Source organism: Streptococcus oralis (assembly GCF_021497885.1).
GTDB classification, from domain to species: Bacteria; Bacillota; Bacilli; order Lactobacillales; family Streptococcaceae; genus Streptococcus; species Streptococcus oralis_BQ.
This window is the reverse complement of the sequence record NZ_CP046523.1, coordinates 95,013-115,987: the sequence shown is the minus strand read 5'-3', so window position 1 is coordinate 115,987 and position 20,975 is coordinate 95,013. Positions and strand designations below refer to the sequence as shown.

Here is a 20,975-nt window from a genome sequence, read left to right as displayed (position 1 = left end):
GTCTTTAGGAATCAAAACGAACAGACAAAAAATCCGATGAAAACGTCATCGGATTCTCTGATTATGATTCTTAACCTTTTTTACGCTTTTCAGCAATCTCAGCTGCCTTTTTAGGTAGAACAATCTCCGTCGCATAAGCCGAAGCAAAACGCAAGACACCTGCAATAGGCGCAAAGACAATCGCTAGATAGTTGTAAAAGAAGTCGCCTTTAAAGGCATAGGCAAGTGCCCCGATGATAAAGAAGAGAACGACCGCCTGTATCACTGCTAATAAAATTACTCGTTTCATGTGACCTCCTGACTCTATTATAGCATGAGTATCATCAAAAAGCCGATTAAATTATTCAAAGCGTGTAAAGAAATACTGTAAAGAAGACCTTTTCGACTCACATAAGCCAGACCCAAACTCAATCCCAGACTGGCATAAACTAAAAACTGTTGCAAAGTTCCTGGAAAATGAATCAAGGCAAAAAGCACACTCGATACGAGGAGAAACAGAGTTGTCTGTTTGCTGTTGTTCTGTTTAGGAAAGAGATAGCGCGCTAACATCCCTCTAAAAATTAGTTCTTCTGTCAGAGGAGCAAAGACCACCACCATAAAGAAACCAAAGACAGGCTGAGCCAATGTCAATTGTGATACAGTCTGTTGATTAGCCGACGGATCATCTGGCAAAAAGAACTGGGCTGTAATCGCCACTAGCAAAACCAGAGTAGGCAACCAGATATAACGATTAAAAGCAGTCGTCTGGATGCTAACCTTTTCTGTCTGATACCATCTGTAAACTCCATAAACATAGGCCCCTGACAGAGCGATATAAAGTGGTAAGACTCCATATATTGAAGCCCCTAGTCCAAGAGCTGATAAAGCCATACTCTGAACTAGACCATAACCAAAGAAAAAGGATAGAACAGCTAGAAGAAACCAGCCGAGATTTTTAAGTAAGTTCATATAGGCCTCCTATTTGAAATAGCGTTTTACCATAGGTAACTGCATCACATTGATGTAAATATGGATAGTTCCTACGAGCAAGAAGGCTAGTAACTGAATCTCTCCTGTCAATAAAGAAAAGAGATCAATCAGAAAGTAGAGACCTGGCAAAACATACTGATTTAATTGGAATAAAACCCGAAAACTCTGTTCCAAATTAGCCTGACGCTCCCCTTCATCATAAGAATTTATATAGTCCAAAACATCCTTTGGTGTAGAGAAGAATTCCAAATCAAACTGACGAACGATTGCAATTGTTTTATAGAGATATTTTTGAGCACTGAAAACCATCACTAATGCCAAAAAAGAAAGAGATAATGTTAGATAGCTTACATTCAGTACAATTACTTCACTTCCTGAAATGAAGAGAGACAATAAAATCGCTACGCCTGTTATATTAAAAGCGATGGTTCCAAACTCAAGATTACGATACATTTGTACATAATAGGTTTCATTCAGATCATCATCCATTTCCTCTTGATACAAGGAGTGAAACTTTCTACTTTTCTTTAAGAAATTGAAAGTCAAAAGAATGCTAATAAAACCTAACAGTAAACAAATAGCTGATATCCATGGTATCAAGACCTTTACATCTAAAATAGTTCCATGGGATTCTGCACGTGTCTTAAACATCCCTGCAAAACTGCCCAAGAAACCTCCCAAGACAACAGCCGCTAAAAATAACAATCCACGTTTCTTTTTCATATTCATCCTTTCTCTAAACTAATCCAGCTAACCAGTGACCAAACGCTTTACCTGATTCAAAAATAGATGTCAATCCCTCTGAACCAAGTGATACTAAAATCAAACAAACAGCAAACAAAAGAATAGCTTGGTTTCTAGCTTTTTTTGCCCCATCTCCCAAGGGTTCATTGCCAAGCCAACCTGCTAGATAGGCATAGAGAGTTACTGTTATAATCCCAATCTCTGTCGAAGAGAGAAACAGCAAGACTGTCACCAAACGAACGATATTGGCTTGAATATTAAAATAATTTCCTAAACCTGCACAAACACCCGCAAGTTCTTTGTGCTCAGTATCTACTTGAAAATCTGCTAAAAACTTTTTCATCATTCATTCTCCTTTTTCACTTGCTAGATTTTTGGATTTCTTTTCAATCCAGTCAACTACTGGGATGAGAGCAAAGTAGGCCCAAACAAATTGGTCGCTTTGATATGGATTAAACCAGCCTAGGTCCATCCCAATCAGTAAAAACACACTGACTAATAGAGCTATGGCAACTACATAATAGATTACTTTATACTTGTTCATCATTTTTCTCCTTCTTCTTTAACCAATTGAAAATGGACAAGAGGACTAAATTAATCCAAAACAAATACTTACTTTCAACAAAATAAAACCAACCGAATAATGTTCCAATCATAGCGAAAGCATTCACAATAAAGGCAAAAACACTCATATAATAAATCACTTTATACTTGTTCATCACTCATCCTCCTCTATACGAAATACCGACTCGACTGGTTCATTGAATATCTGTGAAATCTTCAGGGCGATTACAATGGACGGGGTGTACTCATCCCGTTCTAGCAAACTGATGGTTTGCCTGGACACGCCAGCTAGTTTGGCCAGCTCTGTTTGATTCAGGCCATCGCGAGCCCGAAGCTCTTTTAGACGATTTTTTAGCATGTCTTTTTTCTCCTTTGTTCTTATCTTGATTTCATTGTAACACATCTTTTTCTTTTTGACAATTATATTTGTCAAAAAGTTTATGATTTTTGTCATTTTGTAAAAGAAAAAGGTCAGGAATAAGATCCTGACCGGTTTATCTATCATTAAAATCCTAGTTTTTCAAATACTTCTGAAAAGTTTTGGCTGATAGCATCAAGCGTAACTTCCACTTCTTCTCGAGTTTGGTTGTTCTTGACCTTGACTTGTCCGCTTTCGACTTCACTTTCACCTAGAGTAATGAGAGTCTTAGCCGCAAAGACATCGGCTGACTTGAACTGAGCTTTGAGTTTACGGTTGAGGTAATCACGCTCTGCTTTGAAACCTTGTTGGCGAAGGGCTTGTACCAACTCCAAAGCCTTGACATTTGCTCCTTCACCCAAGACTGCGATATAAACATCTAGAGCATTTTCGATAGGGAGAGCCACCCCTTGCTTTTCAAGGATGAGAAGCAGGCGCTCTACACCAAGTCCAAAACCAAATCCAGCAGTTTCTGGGCCTCCAAAGTAGGCAACCAAGCCATCGTAGCGACCACCCGCACAGACAGTCAAGTCATTGCCCTCAATCTCTGTGACAAATTCAAAAATCGTGTGGTTGTAATAGTCCAAACCACGCACCATATTGGTATCGATAATGTAGTCTACTCCGAGAGTTTCCAACATCTGACGCACAGCATCAAAGTGGGCTTGGCTTTCTTCATCAAGGAAGTCCAAGATAGACGGCGCATTCTCTACTGCTAGCTTATCTTCTTTTTCCTTAGAGTCCAAGACACGGAGAGGATTTTCCTCCAAACGACGTTGGCTATCCTTAGACAAAGTCTCCTTAAGCGGTGTCAAATAGTCGATCAAGGCTTGACGATAGGCCGCACGGCTCTCAGGATTGCCAAGAGTGTTGAGGTGCAGTTTCACATCTTTAATGCCAATCTCTTTCAAGAAATGGGCTGCCATAGCGATGGTTTCCACATCGGTAGCTGGATTGCTAGAACCAAAGCACTCAACACCAATCTGGTGAAACTGGCGCAAACGTCCTGCTTGCGGACGCTCATAGCGGAACATTGGACCCATGTAGTAGAACTTACTTGGCTTTTGCACTTCTGGGGCGAAGAGTTTATTCTCTACATAGGAACGGACAACGGGCGCTGTTCCTTCTGGACGGAGAGTGATGTGTCGGTCACCCTTGTCATAGAAATCGTACATTTCCTTGGTTACGATATCCGTTGTGTCTCCAACGGAACGACTGATGACTTCGTAGTGTTCAAAAATAGGCGTGCGCACTTCTGCATAGTTATAGCGCTTGAAAACTTCACGGGCAAAGCCCTCAACGTACTGCCACTTGGCAGACTCAGCAGGTAAAATATCCTGCGTTCCTTTTGGTTTTTGTAATTTCATAGAAAATCCTCTTTATAACTTAATAGTCCTATTTTACCATAAATAGAGGGATTAAAACAGTGAGAAAAAATTAGGATTCAAATATCATTTTTGAGATTAAGAATTGTCAAAAAAATAGCTAGCAAAGAAAGACCAACAAATAGCATCCAAGTCAACTGTATATTCCATACGGCTACAAGTGAAAAACTAGCTGTTCCCACAGGTATGGATAAGGTAAACAATAAACCCAAAAAATTACTGGTACGAGCTAGAACCTCTGGAGCTAGATTTTTCATGAGCATGGCACTAATCTTTGGTGAAACTTTGCCAGACACATACAGAGTTAAAAAGAGAAATAGCAAACCAAGCACGACTTGATTGAATAAGTTAGCCAGACCAACTAGACTGAGTCCCAAGGTCGCCCACATCATCAATCTAGGCAAGGACTGCTTCCCAAAATAATCATTGCCCGTAAGGCTACTGATGATGACTGCTACTAAAACACAGAATTGATTGATAAATAGTGCCTCTGTGTAAGAAAAATTCAAGAGAGAATGGCTCAAAAAGAAGATGTTATAAATGCTTCCTAAAGCGCCACCCAAGGCATTAATAAGCAAGACAGCAAAGAGCATAAAACCAAAGTTTTTCTGTCCACTTTTAAGAAAAACGAGGCGTAAATTTCGATAAATCGTTAGGAACTGGTCTTTGATAGAAAGCTTCTCATTCTTTAGGATTTCACCATCAGGAGATGAAATTGACAGGTTTAATTTGCTTCTTCCTAAAAAGAGAATAGAGGCTGATACGAGGAAAAAACAAGCATTGATTCCCGCAACGAGAGAAAAATTGTTGACCGATAGACCTAAGAGCCAGACTCCGAAAGCTTGACCACCAATAGCTGAAATATAGGTGATAAACTGGGAAAAAGAGTAAGCCTCCATCAGATCATCTTCAGCTACTTTTTCCTTAATGAGAGGCATGCGCAAACCACCTGCAAAATCACTGATGACATCACTAATGACATTGATTAAACACAGGCTAGAAAAGGCAAAGAGACTCGCTTGCTGAACAATTAGGGCTGCTAGAAAAAATAGAACCGCCTGAAACAAACCGCTATAGGTCATCCATTTGACCTTGTCCCTCGTGTAATCTGCACGAATCCCTACAAAAACTGTAAAGAGAGTCGGAAGAATCATGACAATATTCGCCATAGCAACAGCAAAAGATGCTTGTCGTAAGGTCGATGCATAGACGATAAATACCAGGTTGAAAATCGAAGCACCAAAAGCATTGAAGAATCGTGACAAAGTCAAGAGTCGATAAGCTTGATTTCTAAACAATAGCTTCATAGGTAATCTCCCTTCTTGTTCGAACTTCTATATGAAGTATGACTTTAGTATAGCACTTAAAAATTTTAGAGGAAGAACTTTTGAATATATGCAACAAATAAAATGAGCAAAAAACGATAGAACTTCTTTGATGACCTGAGAGAGATCAAGAGTTCTATCGCTTCAAATTTTAAATCATACTTCTTTAGTAATAAAAAATGAATCTTATCTAAATATAGATTACTCTAATCTTAGTATTCTAAAAATTTTAGGTAACATTATAGTTATATATATTAGGAGGGTTACTCCCCCAAATATGAATATCAACCCTCCATTCACTTCTTTTTGAAAAAGATAAGTGAATACTATGGTACCTATCGGCATGATAGATGTATTTAGTGTAAATAAAGTACTCATTACTCTGCCTAAAAATTTTGTTTCGATGGTACTTTGAAGGTAAGTCATCACAATGATATTTAAAACAACAAGAGTAAACGCTATGATTCCCATAAATATACTACCAAGAAAAGAAATAATAATTTGAGAGTTAGTTGATGCAAATGTGATGCCTAAACCAATAATAGCCATAGTTAAGAGAACAAGTGGCATGGTTATCTTACTCTCGAGTAAGATGTTGTTTTCTTTCTTATCTGGCAATAGTGACATTGAAATACTAGCTAAAAGCATTCCTACTGCGGCCATAGTTTCAAGCATCCCTACTGTCGAGTTATCTAACAGAAGTTGCTCTTTTAATACAAAGGGCACCCCAATACTGATAGATGTGTAGAAAAAATTGAGGATAACACTTACAAGAATAATGTATTTTACAATTTGATTTTCTTTAAGAAATTGAATGATTTCTTTGATTCCATGCAGAGGATTTTCACAATTCGTGGCCTTGTTCTCTTGCTCGTTATATTCATAGTAAAATTTCATACTAAGTAGAACTCCTAAAGAGAGGAGGTTTGCAAAGATTTCAATTAGAATAAAACCTGCAAAACCTAACCAACCATAAAAAATGACTCCAATAGCTGGAGAAAGCATGGTTGCAATTGCAATGGCAGTCTGTGTAACAGAACTTAATCTTTGAATTTTTTTATCATTTACTAATTCATGAATTGAGGCTGAATAACAAGTATCACTTATATTTACTGTAATAGAGTGAAGTATTACAAACGGAATTACTAGGTATAAGATACTCGAAGAATCCATAAGAAAATAAAAAGCATAGAACAAAAGAAAGGTAAAAATTCTAAAGATGAAATTATATATCAAAATTTTCTTGTGTGGGTATCTATCTACTAGATTACCAATGGGAACTAAGAAAATCAGACTGACTAAAGGATAAATAATCATATTAATCCCAAAACTCATTGCAGATTTTGTTTGATCCAGTAGCATCAAACCTAAAGCAAAATTGAAAGATTTCCCGCTCAAAGAGCCAATGAAATTGCTAATAAAATCTTTTATAATTTGCTTATTTGAGATACGGTCACTAATTATATTTTTCATTTACATTCTCCCCTCTTCTTAATTTGCAGATATTCAACAATCGGTCGTTTTTCTATAGTATTCGGCAGATTTGTTACAGCCAAGCATCTCAAAAATATGGACAGCATCTTCCATCTTTTTCTGACCCTCCTTAACTCTACCTTGCTTGCTATCAAGGAGACCTTCTGCCCACAAATAGACAATTCGGAAATAGGTCTCGTTTTCCTTGTAGAAATGCTCTTCGATAACACGTTTAAAATAATAGGCATTGGTAAATTCTTCACACTCAATGCTGGCTAAAAAACCATTCAGTAGCATGGTGTGAAATAGGTTCCGATTTCCCTTCATTTCCATTAGAAAATCAGATTTTCGGACCATTTCTCGTACATATCTAGTAAAAAGAGGAATAGATAAGAGAGGAGAACTAACCGAGAATAAATTGAGTTCATACATCCCCCAAATCTCAGTAGAAAACAGGTAATCATGAAGGACTTTCCCTTCCTCTGCTGTTAACTCTACCGTTTCATCCATGCTCTTCATATAAGACTTGATAATAATGGCATTTAGAATATGTTTCTGTTTGTTTTGAGAATGGGCATGCTTTTGATACTCCTTGCGATACAAGTCTTCAAGAGGTGCTATATTCTTTGGATCCAAGACAGCTATGATTTCTTTTCTCAACTCAGAATCTGTATCATACTGAAAACCTCTCGCCAGAAAGAGGATTTCCTCTACACTGGCAGATATATTTTCTAGGGCAAATAGAAACTTTTCTACCGAAAGCTCACTCTGACCTGTTTCAAATCGGGACAACATGGACGGCGAAAATTGTCCCCCAGTTGCTTGTCTCAGCGAGATATTTCTTGACTCTCGTAATTGTCTAAAGACTTTTCCAATCCGCTCCATAGGCTCCCCCTTGATTCAGTATTTTCTTCATTTTATCATATTTTTCAGAAAATTCATCAAAAACTTGCCAAATTGTCAGAATTATGAGAAAATAGAGGATATTTATCACGTGGAGGGACTGTAATGAGAGACGATATCAAAATCAATGACCGCGCTTTGGCCTTACAAGACCAAATTATCGAAAAACTAGAGAAGGTTTTTGATACAGATGTGGAATTGGATGTTTACAATCTAGGGTTGATTTATGAAATCAATCTGGACGAAACGGGTCTCTGTAAGGTTGTCATGACTTTCACTGATACTGCCTGCGATTGTGCCGAAAGCTTGCCTATCGAAATCGTCGCAGGTCTGAAACAAATCGAGGGTATCGAAGATGTCAAGGTTGAAGTTACATGGTCTCCTGCCTGGAAGATCACACGAATCAGTCGTTATGGGCGTATAGCCCTTGGACTGCCACCTCGTTAAACAGGCAAATTACTTTTGAAGATAAAAAGAAGCAAGCCGAAGTTGGCTTGCTTTTTGATACTCAATGAAAATCAAAGAGCAAACTAGGAAACTAGCCGCAGGCTGTACTTGAGTACGGCAAGGCGACGTTGACGTGGTTTGAAGAGATTTTCGAAGAGTATAAGTTTATTTTTTACCTGACTTGTCCATATTCCAGAAGTCTGTCACGGCTCCACGAGAAGCGGATGATACGATGTGAGCATATTTACCAAGGACACCACGGCTGTAAAGTGGTGGCAAGGTTGTTTCTGCCTTGCGTTTTTCAAGTTCTTCTTCGGATACTTCCATGGAAATTTCTTTGGTATCTTGGTCAACCGTAACGATGTCACCTGTACGAAGGTAGGCAATCGGTCCACCATCCTGAGCTTCAGGAGCGATATGTCCAACAACCAGACCATAAGTACCACCAGAGAAACGGCCATCCGTCAAGAGAGCAACCTTGTCTCCTTGACCTTTACCAACGATCATGGATGAAAGCGACAGCATCTCAGGCATACCAGGACCACCCTTAGGTCCCACGAAACGAACAACGACTACATCGCCATCAACGATTTCATCTGTCAGAACAGCCTGGATAGCATCTTCTTCTGAGTCAAAGACCTTAGCTGGACCAACGTGACGACGCACTTTAACACCTGATACTTTAGCAACCGCACCGTCAGGGGCAAGGTTCCCGTTCAAGATGATAAGCGGACCGTCTGCACGTTTTGGATTTTCAAGTGGCATAATGACTTTTTGGCCTGGTGTAAGGTCTGCAAAGTCAGCCAAGTTTTCAGCGACTGTCTTACCAGTACATGTGATACGGTCGCCATGAAGGAAACCATTTGCCAGCAAGTACTTCATAACCGCTGGCACACCCCCAACTTCGTAGAGGTCTTGGAAGACATACTGACCAGATGGTTTCAAGTCGGCCAAGTGAGGCACACGTTCTTGGATCGTATTGAAGTCTTCAAGTGACAAGTCAACATTGGCAGCATGGGCAATGGCAAGCAAGTGAAGAGTGGCATTTGTAGAACCACCGAGAGCCATAGTTACAGTGATGGCATCTTCAAAGGCTTCACGAGTCAAGATATCTGATGGTTTGAGACCAAGCTCCAGCATCTTGACAACAGCACGTCCTGCTGCTTCGATATCTTCTTTCTTGTCAGCTGATTCAGCTGGGTGAGATGAAGATCCTGGCAAACTCATACCTAGAACTTCAATAGCAGTCGCCATGGTATTAGCTGTATACATACCACCACAGCCACCAGGGCCCGGGCAGGCATTACATTCGAGACGCTTCACGTCCTCAGCTGTCATATCACCGTGGTTCCATTTTCCGATTCCTTCAAACACCGAAACCAAGTCAATGTCTTTGCCATCAAGATTTCCGGGTGCAATGGTTCCACCATAAGCGAAAATAGCTGGAATATCCATATTAGCAATGGCAATCATAGAACCAGGCATGTTCTTATCACAGCCACCGATAGCAACAAAGGCATCCACGTTGTGACCACCCATAGCCGCCTCGATGGAGTCCGCGATGATATCACGAGATGTCAAAGAGAAGCGCATACCAGGCGTTCCCATGGCAATTCCGTCCGCTACAGTAATAGTTCCAAACTGCACAGGCCAAGCACCTGCAGATTTGACACCTTCTTTCGCCAATTTCCCAAAATCATGCAAGTGAATGTTACATGGTGTATTTTCCGCCCAAGTCGAAATCACTCCCACAATCGGTGTTTCAAAGTCCTTATCTGTCATACCAGTGGCACGAAGCATGGCACGGTTTGGTGATTTAACCATGCTGTCATAAATGCTACTGCGGTGACGTTTATCTAATTCAGTCATTTGTTCCCTCCCGTTTCAGTTTTTACTATTATAGCACATTTTAAAGGCAATGAACAGAAGAAAATTCTTGAATTTTCAGAAAATTTCGATTACTAGCTCCTAATTTTTTCATCTTTTTTTGTCAAGTAACTTTACTTTACAAAAAAAATGTGTTATCCTAGTATGGTTGATGAAAATCACTAGATTGAATCGAATTTAAATACCTAAAGGAGAAATCAAAATGGCAGTACCTGCACGTCGCACTTCAAAAGCGAAGAAAAACAAACGTCGTACACACTACAAAGTAACAGCTCCATCTGTAAACTTTGACGAAACTACTGGAGATTACTCACGTTCTCACCGCGTATCACTTAAAGGATACTACAAAGGACGTAAGATCGCTAAAGCTGCATCAGCTGAATAATAGAAGGGAGATACCATGCGCGTAAATATCACACTTGAACACAAAGAATCTGGTGAACGCTTGTACCTTACTTCTAAAAACAAACGTAACACTCCAGACCGTCTTCAATTGAAGAAATACTCACCAAAACTTCGCAAACACGTTGTGTTCACCGAAGTTAAGTAAGCATTCAATACGAATCAATACATAAGAAAGACGCTGATTTTGTACTGACCCCAAAAGTTAGACAAATAATTATTGAAGGGATTTAGTTCTGTATTGCACAGAGCTAAGTCCTTTTAGTTTGATCTTAATTCGTTTATTGTTGTAGTAATCAATATAGTCTACAATAGCTTGTTCAAGGTCTTCTAAAGACCTAAAGTTCCTCTCATAACCATAAAACATTTCGGATTTCAAAATACCAAAGAAGGGCTCCATCATACCGTTGTCTGGGCTGTTGCCCTTGCGTGACATGGATGGCTGAATTCCTTTACTCTCTAGGAACCGATGATAAGAATCGTGTTGATATTGCCAGCCTTGGTCACTATGGAGAATGGTCTTCTCATAGTGTGTCTCTGTAAAGGCCTGCTCCAGCATAGCTTTCACTTGTTCTAAATTGGGCGAAGTAGAAAGATGATAAGCAATAATTTCACTGTTAAAACCATCTAAAACAGGCGATAAATAGAGCTTTTGGCTGCTTGCTGGAATGGCAAACTCTGTCACATCCGTGTAGCACTTTTCCATCGGTTTCGACCCTTCAAACTGGCGTTGAATGAGATTCTCTGCTTTCTTGCCAATCTCTCCTTGGTAGGAAGAATACTTCCGTTTCCGACGAATTCGAGCCGTTAAACCAAGGATCGTCATCAACCGTTGAACTCTTTTATGATTGACCGAATAACCACGATTCCTTAGTTAAAGAGTAACTCTCCGATAGCCATAGTTGCCTTTATGGTCATTATAAATAGTCTGAATTTCGGTTTTAAGCTCTTTATCTTTGTCAAGCCCATCTAGTTCCTTCAACTGATAGTAGTAAGTTGAGCGAGCTAAACGAGCTGTTTCAAGAAGTAAATCTAGTCGAAATCCTCCTGAAGCCATTTCTCTAACTGTTTCTGCCTTTCTCGCTCTAGGGCTTCGTCCCTTTCATCTAACTCTTTTAACTTTTTTAGGTAGGCCACCTCGGTACGTAAATGTTCATTCTCCTCTTGAAGTCGCTCAAGTTCAGTCATTCTTCCCAAGTTTTCTTTCGTTTACGTCCCATTTTAGCTGGTCTCCCTCTTGTTTTCTCAACAATAGTATACCCGTTTTTCTTGTATTGCGCCAGCCAATTTGAAATCATTCCTTGGTTGGGGAGGGCATAATCAAGACTAACACTTCTTTGCGAACAACCTTCCAGCAAGACTTTCTCAATCATTTCTTGTTTTAATTCAGGGAAATAGTGACGATTCTTCTCTTTTTGACGAACTCTATTCCGTAACGATCAATCAATTTAATCATGTACCTAAGATTAGAATTGTTTATCCCAAATTTATTTGAAAGCTTCTCTAAGCTATATCCTTGTTTTCTAAGTTCATAGATTTGAACTTTGTCCTCATATGTTAATTTCATTTAAAAAACACCCCAAAAGTTAGATTTTTCTGTCTAACTTTTGGGGTACAGTTCAAATATTAGCGTTTTTCGTATTTTTTAGTCTTAAAATACGGTATAATAGAAGTAAAATTTAGAGGATGTAGGTTCTATGCAGTCATTAAAAGAGCTAATAGAAAATTTAAAAAATGATATACAATCATTTGAACTTGTGGCAACTTATTTAGGATACAGTCTAGGTGAGAATCCAATAGAAAACTCGGGTGAGTGGAAGATTCTCTTTACTGATAAACTAGAGGATAAATCTAAAGGTGTGATGGCTATCAAGTTTCAAGAAGATTTGAATTCCTCTTCGAAAACAATCGAAGTTAGACGTCTATACAAACAGGTTGAAAAATTAAGAGATAGCTATACAGTTGATTTTGATACTCAATTAGTTGGATTTATCGGAGAAAATCGGATAGTTATTTTCCCAACCCATAGTGGGAATAGAGATGTCCGACTTGACATTAATTTAGAAACAGCTGAAAAGTCATTCTATTTCTCAAATTTTAACTTGTTGAAAAACGAAAATATTCAGATTGAAGAGGATAATTTTGGTTTTGGAGAAGATATAAGAATTCCCGACGGTGTATTCACTCAGCAGCTTTCTAGTCACTTTCTAATGGTTGTCTCGTATTACCGAAAAAAACTTTCGGAACTAATAACTGCAAGTCCTTTAAAACAAGAGTTGAAGGAGTTGGTTGGTTTTAAAGCCCAGTTTTACCTGGAACAAGGTGATTTAATCAACTTGGTTGAAGATGATACCTACACAGCAGTTCTGTCAAATGTAGTTGACACGATTATCCTTAGACAATTGATGAGGAGGTTTTTAGAAGGTTATTACGGTTCTGATGCCTTTAATGTCAATGATATAGCACTAGGAGTTGGAAACGGTACTCTTGATGATGCTTTGAAAAAAATTGCAGAAGCAGAGGCAACTATCCGTATTGGAGATGAAGATACATTTAAAAAACTAAACCGTAAAAAGACTCCAATTAAAAATCAAAACGAAATTAGTTTATTTGATATTTTTGATGACGATGAGCAGCGTGAGACATCAAGTTTAAGTTTAGAAGAAAATAGCAAGGAACAGATTAGTGAAATTAGCCGAAAGGCTACTGAGCAATTTAGAACAGTTTACGATGGTGACTTGTTTGCAGGCAGTGTTGGTCAAGTTGCAGATCGTTTAGAAATTCTTTTAGCGCAAGATTACACTGACTTCTGGACAAAACTATGGCTAGATACAAGCGCCCAGGAGTATTCCTTCCGTTATGAGGATTTACCCCCAAATGCAATTGAGAAACAATATGAAAACTCAATGAGTCAAAACGTTCAAATCAGGATTGAAGACAATAATACTCCTGTCGTATTCTATGGAGAGGATAGTGTTGAGCAAAAAAATAAGGGTGCATACTATACTGATGAACGATTTGTAAACTATATGGTAAAGCAAACTGTTGAAGTTGAGTTTGAAAAACGATTTTTAGGATTAAAAGAGGCAATAAAATCTGGTGAACTTTCTGATATTCAAACAAGTGTTGAATACTTGCTTGATATGAAAATTGCGGACTTGTCTTCGGGAGGAGGATCTTTTCTACGTGGAGCTTTTCAGCTACTAACGAGAAAACAACCTCTGATGTCAACACTTAATTTACCACAAGAAATTGAAGAGCAGTTTCCTTATTTCAGAGAGGATGACGAGGCCATTTATCAGTGGGAAAAGTATATTCTTGAACATATGATATACGGTGTAGATATCGATTATAAGGCAATTATCATTTCAAGTTTAACTTTGACCTTGTCCTCAATTGAACATCGTCCAAAGGAAATGAAACTCCCATCTTTAATTGGAAGAAATTTAATCCATCAAAACTCATTAATTAATACAGTTCCCTATTTTAGACGAAAAGAAATATATGCTAACTACAGACCAGAGTTGAAGGAATTACGGAAACTTAAAGTAGAAGGATCTGAAAAATACGAAATAAAGAGGGCCGAACTACAATCTAAACTGTTGAAATATCTTCCTGAAAAACTAAGAGCAGAAAGTACTTTCTTGCATATTGAAGCTATTGAAGTTAATTTACCCGAAATCTTTTTTGATGAAAATGGTGAATTCATTGAAAACTCGGGATTTGATGTTGTTATTGGCAACCCACCATGGGAAATATGGAAACCAAATTCAGACGAATTCTTCTCCCAATATGATGATACATACTTGTCCTTATCAAGTACGAAAAAGAAAACTAAACGCCAGGGTGAATTATTTGAAACTATGCCACGTATTAAGGATAAATGGGAAGAGGAGCTTAATAGGATCGAGCAAGGTTCCATTTATTTCCGCCACACGGATAATTTTAGTAATCAATCTTGGACTGTTGAAGGAAAGAAAACAGGCAGTGACATTAATCTTTACAAAATTTCTGTAGAACGCTTTTTACAATTGCTTAAACCAGACCAGCACCTTTCACTTATCGTCCCTGATAATTTGATGACTGATCTCGGAGCAACGGGTTTGCGCCACTTGATTTTTGATAATTATGATTTGGAAGAATTCTTATCTTTTGAAAATAGGTTAGGCATTTTTCAAACTATCCATAGAAGTTACAAATTTGCTGTAACCACTATCAAGAAATCTCCATCACAAAGAGAGGAATTTAAAGCTTTCTTCTACAAACTCAACCTTGATGCACTCAATCAAGAGAATGAAAAAATGGACTATCCATTTTCTCTGGTTAAGGAAGCAGAACCTGAAAAATATTCACTCTTTGAGCCACGTAGTATTAAGGAATTTAATCTCTATCAAAAAATTAAATTGAAATTCCCACCTTTGAGAGAGACTGAAGTAATTAAACTCAGAAGAGATTTTGATAAAACTAATGATTCAGCTTTGTTTTTGCCAATCGAAGAAGCTGACTACCCACTCTATGAAGGTAAATTGATGAATCAATTTAAGCTGGTTGATGTCCCGACAGAAGGTGTTTCTGAATCAGATATCCTCCGAAAAACGGGAGCTGATTATGAAAATTATAGGATTGGAATTCGAGCCATAGCTAGTGCTACTAATCAACGTTCGTTAATAGCAACTTTATTACCTCGTTATACGACAGCAGCAAATAATTTATTGATGGAAAAAGATGTTGATACAACAAAAATTCAGGAAAAGCTATTTACATTAGGATTGTTAAATTCGTATGTACTAGATTTTGTATTAAAAAAATTGGTTAACACTAATATTAATCAAACATACCTCAAACAGTTACCAATCCCAACTATTTCAGATGTTTCATGTTCGGAGGAGATTATACAAATCGTGAAGCAGTTATTGCTTAAAAATGGACCACTATATGAAGAGCTAGAAAACCTGGTGACAGGAGATGGTTTCAAAGGACTATCGCATGATGACTTAATTGCAGAGTTAAATGCCAGAGTCATGCTTGCTTTTGAGCTAACTCGAGAAGATATAATCGATTTGATGAAGACTTTTGAGACAGCTAATCATAAAGCATTTGTAGAAGAAGAAACACAACGGATTATCGCCGTTTACGATAGGATAAATAGATGACAGAAAATAAGGATTTAGAAACAGAAATTTTTCAACGCAAGGTAATTGATAACAGACACCTCTCGATGACTGACACGTTCAAATATCTCATCTCAGATTCAGGCACGCAGACCTTGAGACTTGGAGTAGGCTATTTTTACATTTCGGGCCTCATTCTGATTAAAGATGAATTTCTTCAATTTATGAATGAACGAAATGGTCGTGTACAAATTATTATGGGAAATCAAACTAACCATGAAACGGTAAGTGTTCTGGATGTGAAAACAAGCCAAGAGTACAGAGCCGAGCTTCCGCAGCTAATGAGCGCAGACTTGGATGGTATTCTAAGCGAAGAAGATTTCTTAAAGCAAGTGAGACAATGGATTAGTGAAGGGCGCATTGAGATTAAAGTCTACATAGGAGACGCCAATTATTTCCATGCTAAATCATACCTATTCTCAAGAAGTTTTGAAAGTAGCCAAGGGAAAGCTATTGTAGGTTCTTCAAACTTTTCAAAAAATGGTTTGATAGGAAATACAGAATTAAATGTCTTAGGACAGGATAATTATTTTGCCTTGAATGATTGGTTCTCAGAACTTTGGGAGTCGGATGAGGTGGATAATTTCGCAAGTGAATTGATAGAAATAGTAAAAAGCAAATTTCCAAATTGGCAAAAAGGTAAACCCTATAAATCAACATGGGAGACCTACTATGATTTTGCCCAGATATTTGGTAAGCCTTATGCTGAGTTTAACGAGGAAACTGAATGGTCAGAATTTCTCTATCCTCACCAAAAAACAGGGATTATCGATATTTGGGATAAACTGAATACATTTAGTACTGCTGTATTATCAGATGGTGTTGGACTTGGGAAAACAAGGACAACAGCTGGCATTGTCAAGCTGAGTCTAGAAAGGCAACCAGACTTAAAGACCTTGATTATTGCTGACAATAAGCTAAAGGTTCAGTGGACAGAGGAACTTGCAATCTTAGGTATTTCAGACTCACACTTTCAATATATCTCAAGAGAAAAGTTAGCTTTATCAACCGGTAAAGATCTTGAAAAAATTGCTGAATTCTTTGATTTGATTATCGTTGATGAGGCTCATTTAGGATTTAAGAATAGAGGAACTAGAGCCTATAGAAACTTACAATTAGTAGATAAACATTCTCAAAACCTTGGGAAAAAGATGAAAGGACTTATGCTTACGGCAACTCCTTGGAATAACAGCCGAAAAGATGTTTTGAATTTAGGAAGCCTCTTCTTAGATATAGATAGTATTCCAGCTAATAGACGCTATCAACAATATTTTCTATTTGGAAACAATCAACGAGTTATTAATAAACTTGTTACGGATGATGTAGCCTTTAGCGAATTTTGGGAAGATTTATTCTTACAAAGGACCCGTAAGACTTATGGTGGTCAGAACGTCAATTTTGCCAATCGTAAATTTCCAACTGTCGAAATACCATACGAACCAAGAAAAAACAAAATCTTTACGGATAATTTTGAACGTATCTCAAATTTAAATTTCCCGTATATGGATGCAATACGATATATTAATCCAGAGAGAAATGATATGAGTGGTGACCGCCTGAAATTAATGCTACTAAAACGAGCAGATTCAAGTTGGCAATCATATTTGAAGTCACTGGAAGGTATTAGAGATAAAAACACAACTTTACTTAAACAGCTAGATATAGTAGAAAATTCATCAAATCCAACAAGTGAATTCAAGATGTTTTTATCAAGGAAATATGGTTTAGATGAATATTTATCAAAAAATGTTGGACTCTTGACGACTGATATTGATTTTGATGATTTTAGTGATGCTTCACTTCTTTCTCAATACCAATTTGATTCAAGTATAAAAAAACGTCGCTACTATGAAAAAATAAGTAAACAGATTGACGACATTAAACCAAAACTTGCGAAAGTAACGATCACTAAAATGAAGTCAGACGCTATCAGTGATGATGAGATTTTAAATAACCTGATTAATGAATTACGGTCATCTTATGAATTTATCGATGAGAAATTTGATAAAGTCAAACAGAAGATTGTTCTGGAGCTCTCACGTGGTCGGAAAGTTATCTTAATTTCACAGTTTTCTGATACAGCAAGATATTACTATGATAAATTGCTGAATGATGCTGAACTATCCGATGACAATATGGGATTGATAACAGGAAATGATGATGAAAATCGTGTGGGAAGATACCCAGAAACGAAGAAGGAAATTCTAGATAGATTCTCTCCGTTATCAAAAAATCGTCAGGATATTTTCGGTACTGTCCAAGAAATTAATCTTTTGGTGGGTACAGATACGATTTCCACTGGCCAAAACTTGCAAGATGCGATTGTTCTTATGAATTTAGACTTGCCATATAATCCGATGATATTAGAACAGAGAATTGGTCGCATTGATAGACCGCGACAAGACACTGAGGTTAATGAAATTTATATATACACATTCCCAGTATACGAAGCTATTGATGTGGAACTCAAGATGTCTGAACGACTTGGAAAAAAAATGGCTGGGGTGCTCTCTGATACAGAATTTGATGACATGGTTTTACCTGAGTATACATCTTATCTTGAGGATGTAAAGAGCAAAAAAGGTGAAGCAATTAGGGATATGTTGGACGAAACTGTAGAAAAAACAATATTCAAAAGTGGGCTAAGATCTGAGAAACACTCGTCAGAGTTTAAAGAAGCAAATAAGAGACTTTATGATCTGAAAATATCAAAGATAACACGGATAAATAATCCAGTTTTCAAGACATATAGCTTCTCAGGGAATAGTAATGATCATAGTATATTAGTAGGTAGAGTGTTCTTCAATGATGTAAATGGAGCGCCAATAGCAAAATCTGATAGAATTTTTGATCTTAATAATCTAGAAAATGAAGAAATTATAAATGCAGAAAGACATCTAAGGTTAGCTAGTTCAAAAACAATTGTTTCAACAGCAGATTTACCACAGGAAAAAGCACAGTTTCTTATAGAGAAAGCTCAAGAACAGCTCAATAGTCATAAGCAATCTTTAGTAGATACATATAATTGTGCAATTGAGACAGCAGAGACCAACTATAAAAGTTTGCAAAATAAAGTTTCTGAAAGTGCAGCAGTGAAAATCAGCCAAAGTGTTAAAGATAAGGGAATTGTTTCACTCATTTTGAGTCGTATAGAAGAGGCTGGTTTGAAACCTACAGATGTTAGAAAGATTGCCTATTATATTCGCATGATTGATGAAGAGAGTGAATTGTATCAGTATGTTAAAGAGATTGATGCCGATGTAAATCGATTCTGGCATGAATTCGAAGATTATGCTGAAATATTCGATTTTGCTAATTTAGATTCATCCATAGGTTCAAAAGTTGTTAGGTCGTCTAATCGTCAAGCAAGTGTTGACAAAACAGAAATTGAAATCTTGTTTGGGAATATAGTAGTTGAATAGTTCTGCACAGTGATACGAAAAATTCTAGTATTAATAACTAATTTTCCGAAAAATACTTATTTTTCGGAAAATTAACATTGAGAAATCTAGAGTTACGATTTTTAGGTTTTGCTCCTTCAATACACCTCCTCCCTATCCAAATTTGGATAAAGTTTTTCATTGTTCAAAATTCGAAGAACAGTAGTTCTACTTGTTTTTATTTTATATTTTCACATAATGGCAATATTACAAAAAGTAACTTACACAGTTAAAGCCGAATGCTTCCCAGATACCTTGGGCTTTAGATGAAGGTATTAGTGACATGTTACCAATTATGCAGACTGATATTCAACTTCAAAAAGAGAATAACATCTTGATCATTGATGCTAAATACTATTCAAGTACTACACAAGTACGTTTCGATAAGTACACTATTCATTCTAATAATCTTTATCAGATTTTTACATATGTAAAAAACCGTCAATATCAATTTGGAGATAATAAATGTCTAGTATCAGGTATGCTATTGTATGCAAAAACTAATGAACAAATTCAGCCCGACAGTCTTTATCAGTTTCATTGAAATCAGATTAGTGTTCGTACATTGGACTTGAATTTACCGTTTAAAGAAATAGAAAAGCAGTTAGATTTGATTGTATTATCTCAATTTGAAGAGCAGTTAAAAATATAGTATCTACAGTTATTTTGAGAACAAAGATCTTTATCAAATTTTTAAAAGATTGAATTATTCATTTATTATGTGGTGGATGAATAAGCAATTTCGACGTTTAAAAATTATTTGAACAAATGAAAAAATCTAACTAGATGCCTCAATGTAGCAAATGATTATAAACTAATCAAGAAAGGTGAATAATGGAAAAAGACTATCTATTTAAATTAAATGTTCAGCCTCATGTGCTGGAAAAATATTCTGGAAGCAGAATTGACACTTTAAAAAATGAGTTGTTACCTAATGTTATTTCATTTTCATTTGGTAACGATATATTTAGTCAGACAGACTCTAATATTCAATTAGGAAGCGATCGGATGGGCTTTCAGATTGTTAGAAACTATCAGGATATTTTAGAATCTGAGGAATATGAACGTTTAATAGAATTGACTTCTGAGTTAACAAAGGAGTATGTTAGGATTAGTAGAGAATATTCTAATAAAAACGGAATTCATTATAGTCAAGAATATTTGGATAAACATCAGGAAGCAATTGAATTACGAAAAAAATTATTAGAAATCTTTGAGGAGTTGAAACAGTCTCAAAAGGAATACAGCAGTTCTACAATTGATAGAATATTAGAAGCAAAATACGATTTTGTAATAATGTCAAAAGTTGGAACAGGTATAGATCATATTCGGAAAGTCAAAAGGATTTCTTTGTTTTTAGAAGAGTATAAAAATAATCCTATAGAAGCTGTGCAAGTAGTATATAAATTTCAGTCAGAGAGATTAAGTATCCGAGCTCGAAGTCAACAGGAGGCACTTACCTTACATCGTATAATTGAACGTAAAATCAATAGTTCAGGCGAATTAGGTGAGATTGGGAAAGTTACTATAAATCCCATATATGAAGAAATTGTATTAAATATTGATCAGCAGAATACCAGGAGTATTGAAATTGTGACAACTTATCCAAACGGTACTGCAGATGAGTTGGAAGATTTGATGGTAGATCCTAATGAATTTTTTAAAACTAAAGAAAGCCGTATGACATTGATGTTTTCAGATGATAAAAATAATAGAGTAACATGGAGAAAAATTTGGAAGTTCTTAATTTTAAAAGCACAACAGGGCTATTTAAGATCTGTCAATAAAAATGGATGTTATATTATTGATGAAGAAAACTCTGTATTACAAACTAAGAGGTATTAAAT

At 36.8% G+C, this 20,975-nt stretch carries 18 protein-coding genes and 2 pseudogenes; 7 read left to right on the top strand and 13 right to left on the bottom strand.

The features are described from left to right. Nucleotides 1–70: 70 nt before the first annotated feature. The 11 genes from GOM48_RS00600 to GOM48_RS00550 all read right to left on the bottom strand — a co-directional run bounded on the left by GOM48_RS00600 (nucleotide 71) and on the right by GOM48_RS00550 (nucleotide 7,763). Nucleotides 71–289, bottom strand: coding sequence for a hypothetical protein (locus GOM48_RS00600; protein ID WP_000832174.1), 219 nt, complete (start codon nucleotides 287–289; stop codon nucleotides 71–73). Nucleotides 290–306: 17 nt separating this feature from the next. After that, nucleotides 307–948: a CPBP family intramembrane glutamic endopeptidase gene (locus GOM48_RS00595; RefSeq protein WP_235097727.1), complete on the bottom strand. Its 642-nt coding sequence runs from the start codon at nucleotides 946–948 to the stop codon at nucleotides 307–309. 9 nt (nucleotides 949–957) lie between these two features. After that, nucleotides 958–1,692 (bottom strand): DUF3169 family protein, encoded by a 735-nt coding sequence (locus GOM48_RS00590; protein ID WP_235097725.1) that lies wholly within the window; start codon nucleotides 1,690–1,692, stop codon nucleotides 958–960. Nucleotides 1,693–1,705: 13 nt separating this feature from the next. Continuing rightward, nucleotides 1,706–2,056, bottom strand: a complete 351-nt coding sequence (locus GOM48_RS00585) for a PspC domain-containing protein (protein WP_235098702.1) — start codon at nucleotides 2,054–2,056, stop codon at nucleotides 1,706–1,708. 3 nt (nucleotides 2,057–2,059) lie between these two features. Continuing rightward, nucleotides 2,060–2,257 (bottom strand): hypothetical protein, encoded by a 198-nt coding sequence (locus tag GOM48_RS00580; protein WP_061599175.1) that lies wholly within the window; start codon nucleotides 2,255–2,257, stop codon nucleotides 2,060–2,062. Then, on the bottom strand, nucleotides 2,244–2,432 hold the full coding sequence (locus tag GOM48_RS00575; protein ID WP_038804241.1) for a hypothetical protein: 189 nt from the start codon (nucleotides 2,430–2,432) through the stop codon (nucleotides 2,244–2,246). Before GOM48_RS00575 ends, GOM48_RS00580 begins: the two co-directional genes overlap by 14 nt. Next, on the bottom strand, nucleotides 2,432–2,635 hold the full coding sequence (locus tag GOM48_RS09795) for a helix-turn-helix transcriptional regulator (RefSeq protein ID WP_000916947.1): 204 nt from the start codon (nucleotides 2,633–2,635) through the stop codon (nucleotides 2,432–2,434). Before GOM48_RS09795 ends, GOM48_RS00575 begins: the two co-directional genes overlap by 1 nt. Before the next feature lie 146 nt (nucleotides 2,636–2,781). Beyond that, nucleotides 2,782–4,062, bottom strand: a complete 1,281-nt coding sequence (hisS, locus tag GOM48_RS00565; protein WP_235097721.1) for a histidine--tRNA ligase — start codon at nucleotides 4,060–4,062, stop codon at nucleotides 2,782–2,784. A 77-nt stretch (nucleotides 4,063–4,139) separates the two neighbouring features. Then, a complete protein-coding gene (locus tag GOM48_RS00560) occupies nucleotides 4,140–5,387 on the bottom strand; it encodes a transporter (RefSeq protein ID WP_235097719.1) in 1,248 nt (415 codons plus the stop codon). A 219-nt stretch (nucleotides 5,388–5,606) separates the two neighbouring features. Then, nucleotides 5,607–6,878: an MFS transporter gene (locus tag GOM48_RS00555; protein ID WP_235097717.1), complete on the bottom strand. Its 1,272-nt coding sequence runs from the start codon at nucleotides 6,876–6,878 to the stop codon at nucleotides 5,607–5,609. 33 nt (nucleotides 6,879–6,911) lie between these two features. Further along, entirely contained in the window at nucleotides 6,912–7,763 is an 852-nt protein-coding gene (locus tag GOM48_RS00550; protein ID WP_235097715.1) for a helix-turn-helix domain-containing protein, read from the bottom strand. Nucleotides 7,764–7,886: 123 nt separating this feature from the next. Between GOM48_RS00550 and GOM48_RS00545 the strand changes: the two genes are divergently transcribed. Next, a complete protein-coding gene (locus GOM48_RS00545; protein WP_235097714.1) occupies nucleotides 7,887–8,228 on the top strand; it encodes a metal-sulfur cluster assembly factor in 342 nt (113 codons plus the stop codon). A 165-nt stretch (nucleotides 8,229–8,393) separates the two neighbouring features. On the opposite strand, the gene ilvD is transcribed toward GOM48_RS00545, so the two are convergent. Then, nucleotides 8,394–10,097 carry a dihydroxy-acid dehydratase gene (gene ilvD, locus GOM48_RS00540; protein ID WP_061428478.1) on the bottom strand — a complete coding sequence of 568 codons (1,704 nt, stop codon included), beginning with the start codon at nucleotides 10,095–10,097 and terminating at the stop codon, nucleotides 8,394–8,396. Between the two features lie 220 nt (nucleotides 10,098–10,317). Here ilvD and rpmF point away from each other — a divergent pair, with 220 nt between their 5' ends. Beyond that, complete coding sequence (gene rpmF / locus GOM48_RS00535; protein ID WP_000290417.1) at nucleotides 10,318–10,500, top strand: 50S ribosomal protein L32; 183 nt, start codon at nucleotides 10,318–10,320, stop codon at nucleotides 10,498–10,500. A 15-nt stretch (nucleotides 10,501–10,515) separates the two neighbouring features. Further along, nucleotides 10,516–10,665, top strand: a complete 150-nt coding sequence (gene rpmG, locus GOM48_RS00530) for a 50S ribosomal protein L33 (RefSeq protein WP_001265622.1) — start codon at nucleotides 10,516–10,518, stop codon at nucleotides 10,663–10,665. Nucleotides 10,666–10,734: 69 nt separating this feature from the next. On the opposite strand, the pseudogene GOM48_RS00525 reads toward rpmG, so the two are convergent. Next, nucleotides 10,735–12,084, bottom strand: a pseudogene (locus GOM48_RS00525) (IS3 family transposase). A gap of 130 nt (nucleotides 12,085–12,214) precedes the next feature. Here GOM48_RS00525 and GOM48_RS00520 point away from each other — a divergent pair. The 4 genes and pseudogenes from GOM48_RS00520 to GOM48_RS00505 all read left to right on the top strand — a co-directional run bounded on the left by GOM48_RS00520 (nucleotide 12,215) and on the right by GOM48_RS00505 (nucleotide 20,973). Further along, a complete protein-coding gene (locus tag GOM48_RS00520; protein WP_235097712.1) occupies nucleotides 12,215–15,670 on the top strand; it encodes an Eco57I restriction-modification methylase domain-containing protein in 3,456 nt (1,151 codons plus the stop codon). Next, nucleotides 15,667–19,110 carry a helicase-related protein gene (locus GOM48_RS00515; protein WP_235097711.1) on the top strand — a complete coding sequence of 1,148 codons (3,444 nt, stop codon included), beginning with the start codon at nucleotides 15,667–15,669 and terminating at the stop codon, nucleotides 19,108–19,110. The genes GOM48_RS00520 and GOM48_RS00515 overlap by 4 nt, the downstream gene beginning before the upstream one ends. Before the next feature lie 244 nt (nucleotides 19,111–19,354). After that, nucleotides 19,355–19,780, top strand: a pseudogene (locus GOM48_RS00510) (5-methylcytosine restriction system specificity protein McrC); the annotation flags it as partial. A gap of 182 nt (nucleotides 19,781–19,962) precedes the next feature. Next, nucleotides 19,963–20,973 carry a hypothetical protein gene (locus GOM48_RS00505; protein WP_235097709.1) on the top strand — a complete coding sequence of 337 codons (1,011 nt, stop codon included), beginning with the start codon at nucleotides 19,963–19,965 and terminating at the stop codon, nucleotides 20,971–20,973. Nucleotides 20,974–20,975: the final 2 nt, after the last annotated feature.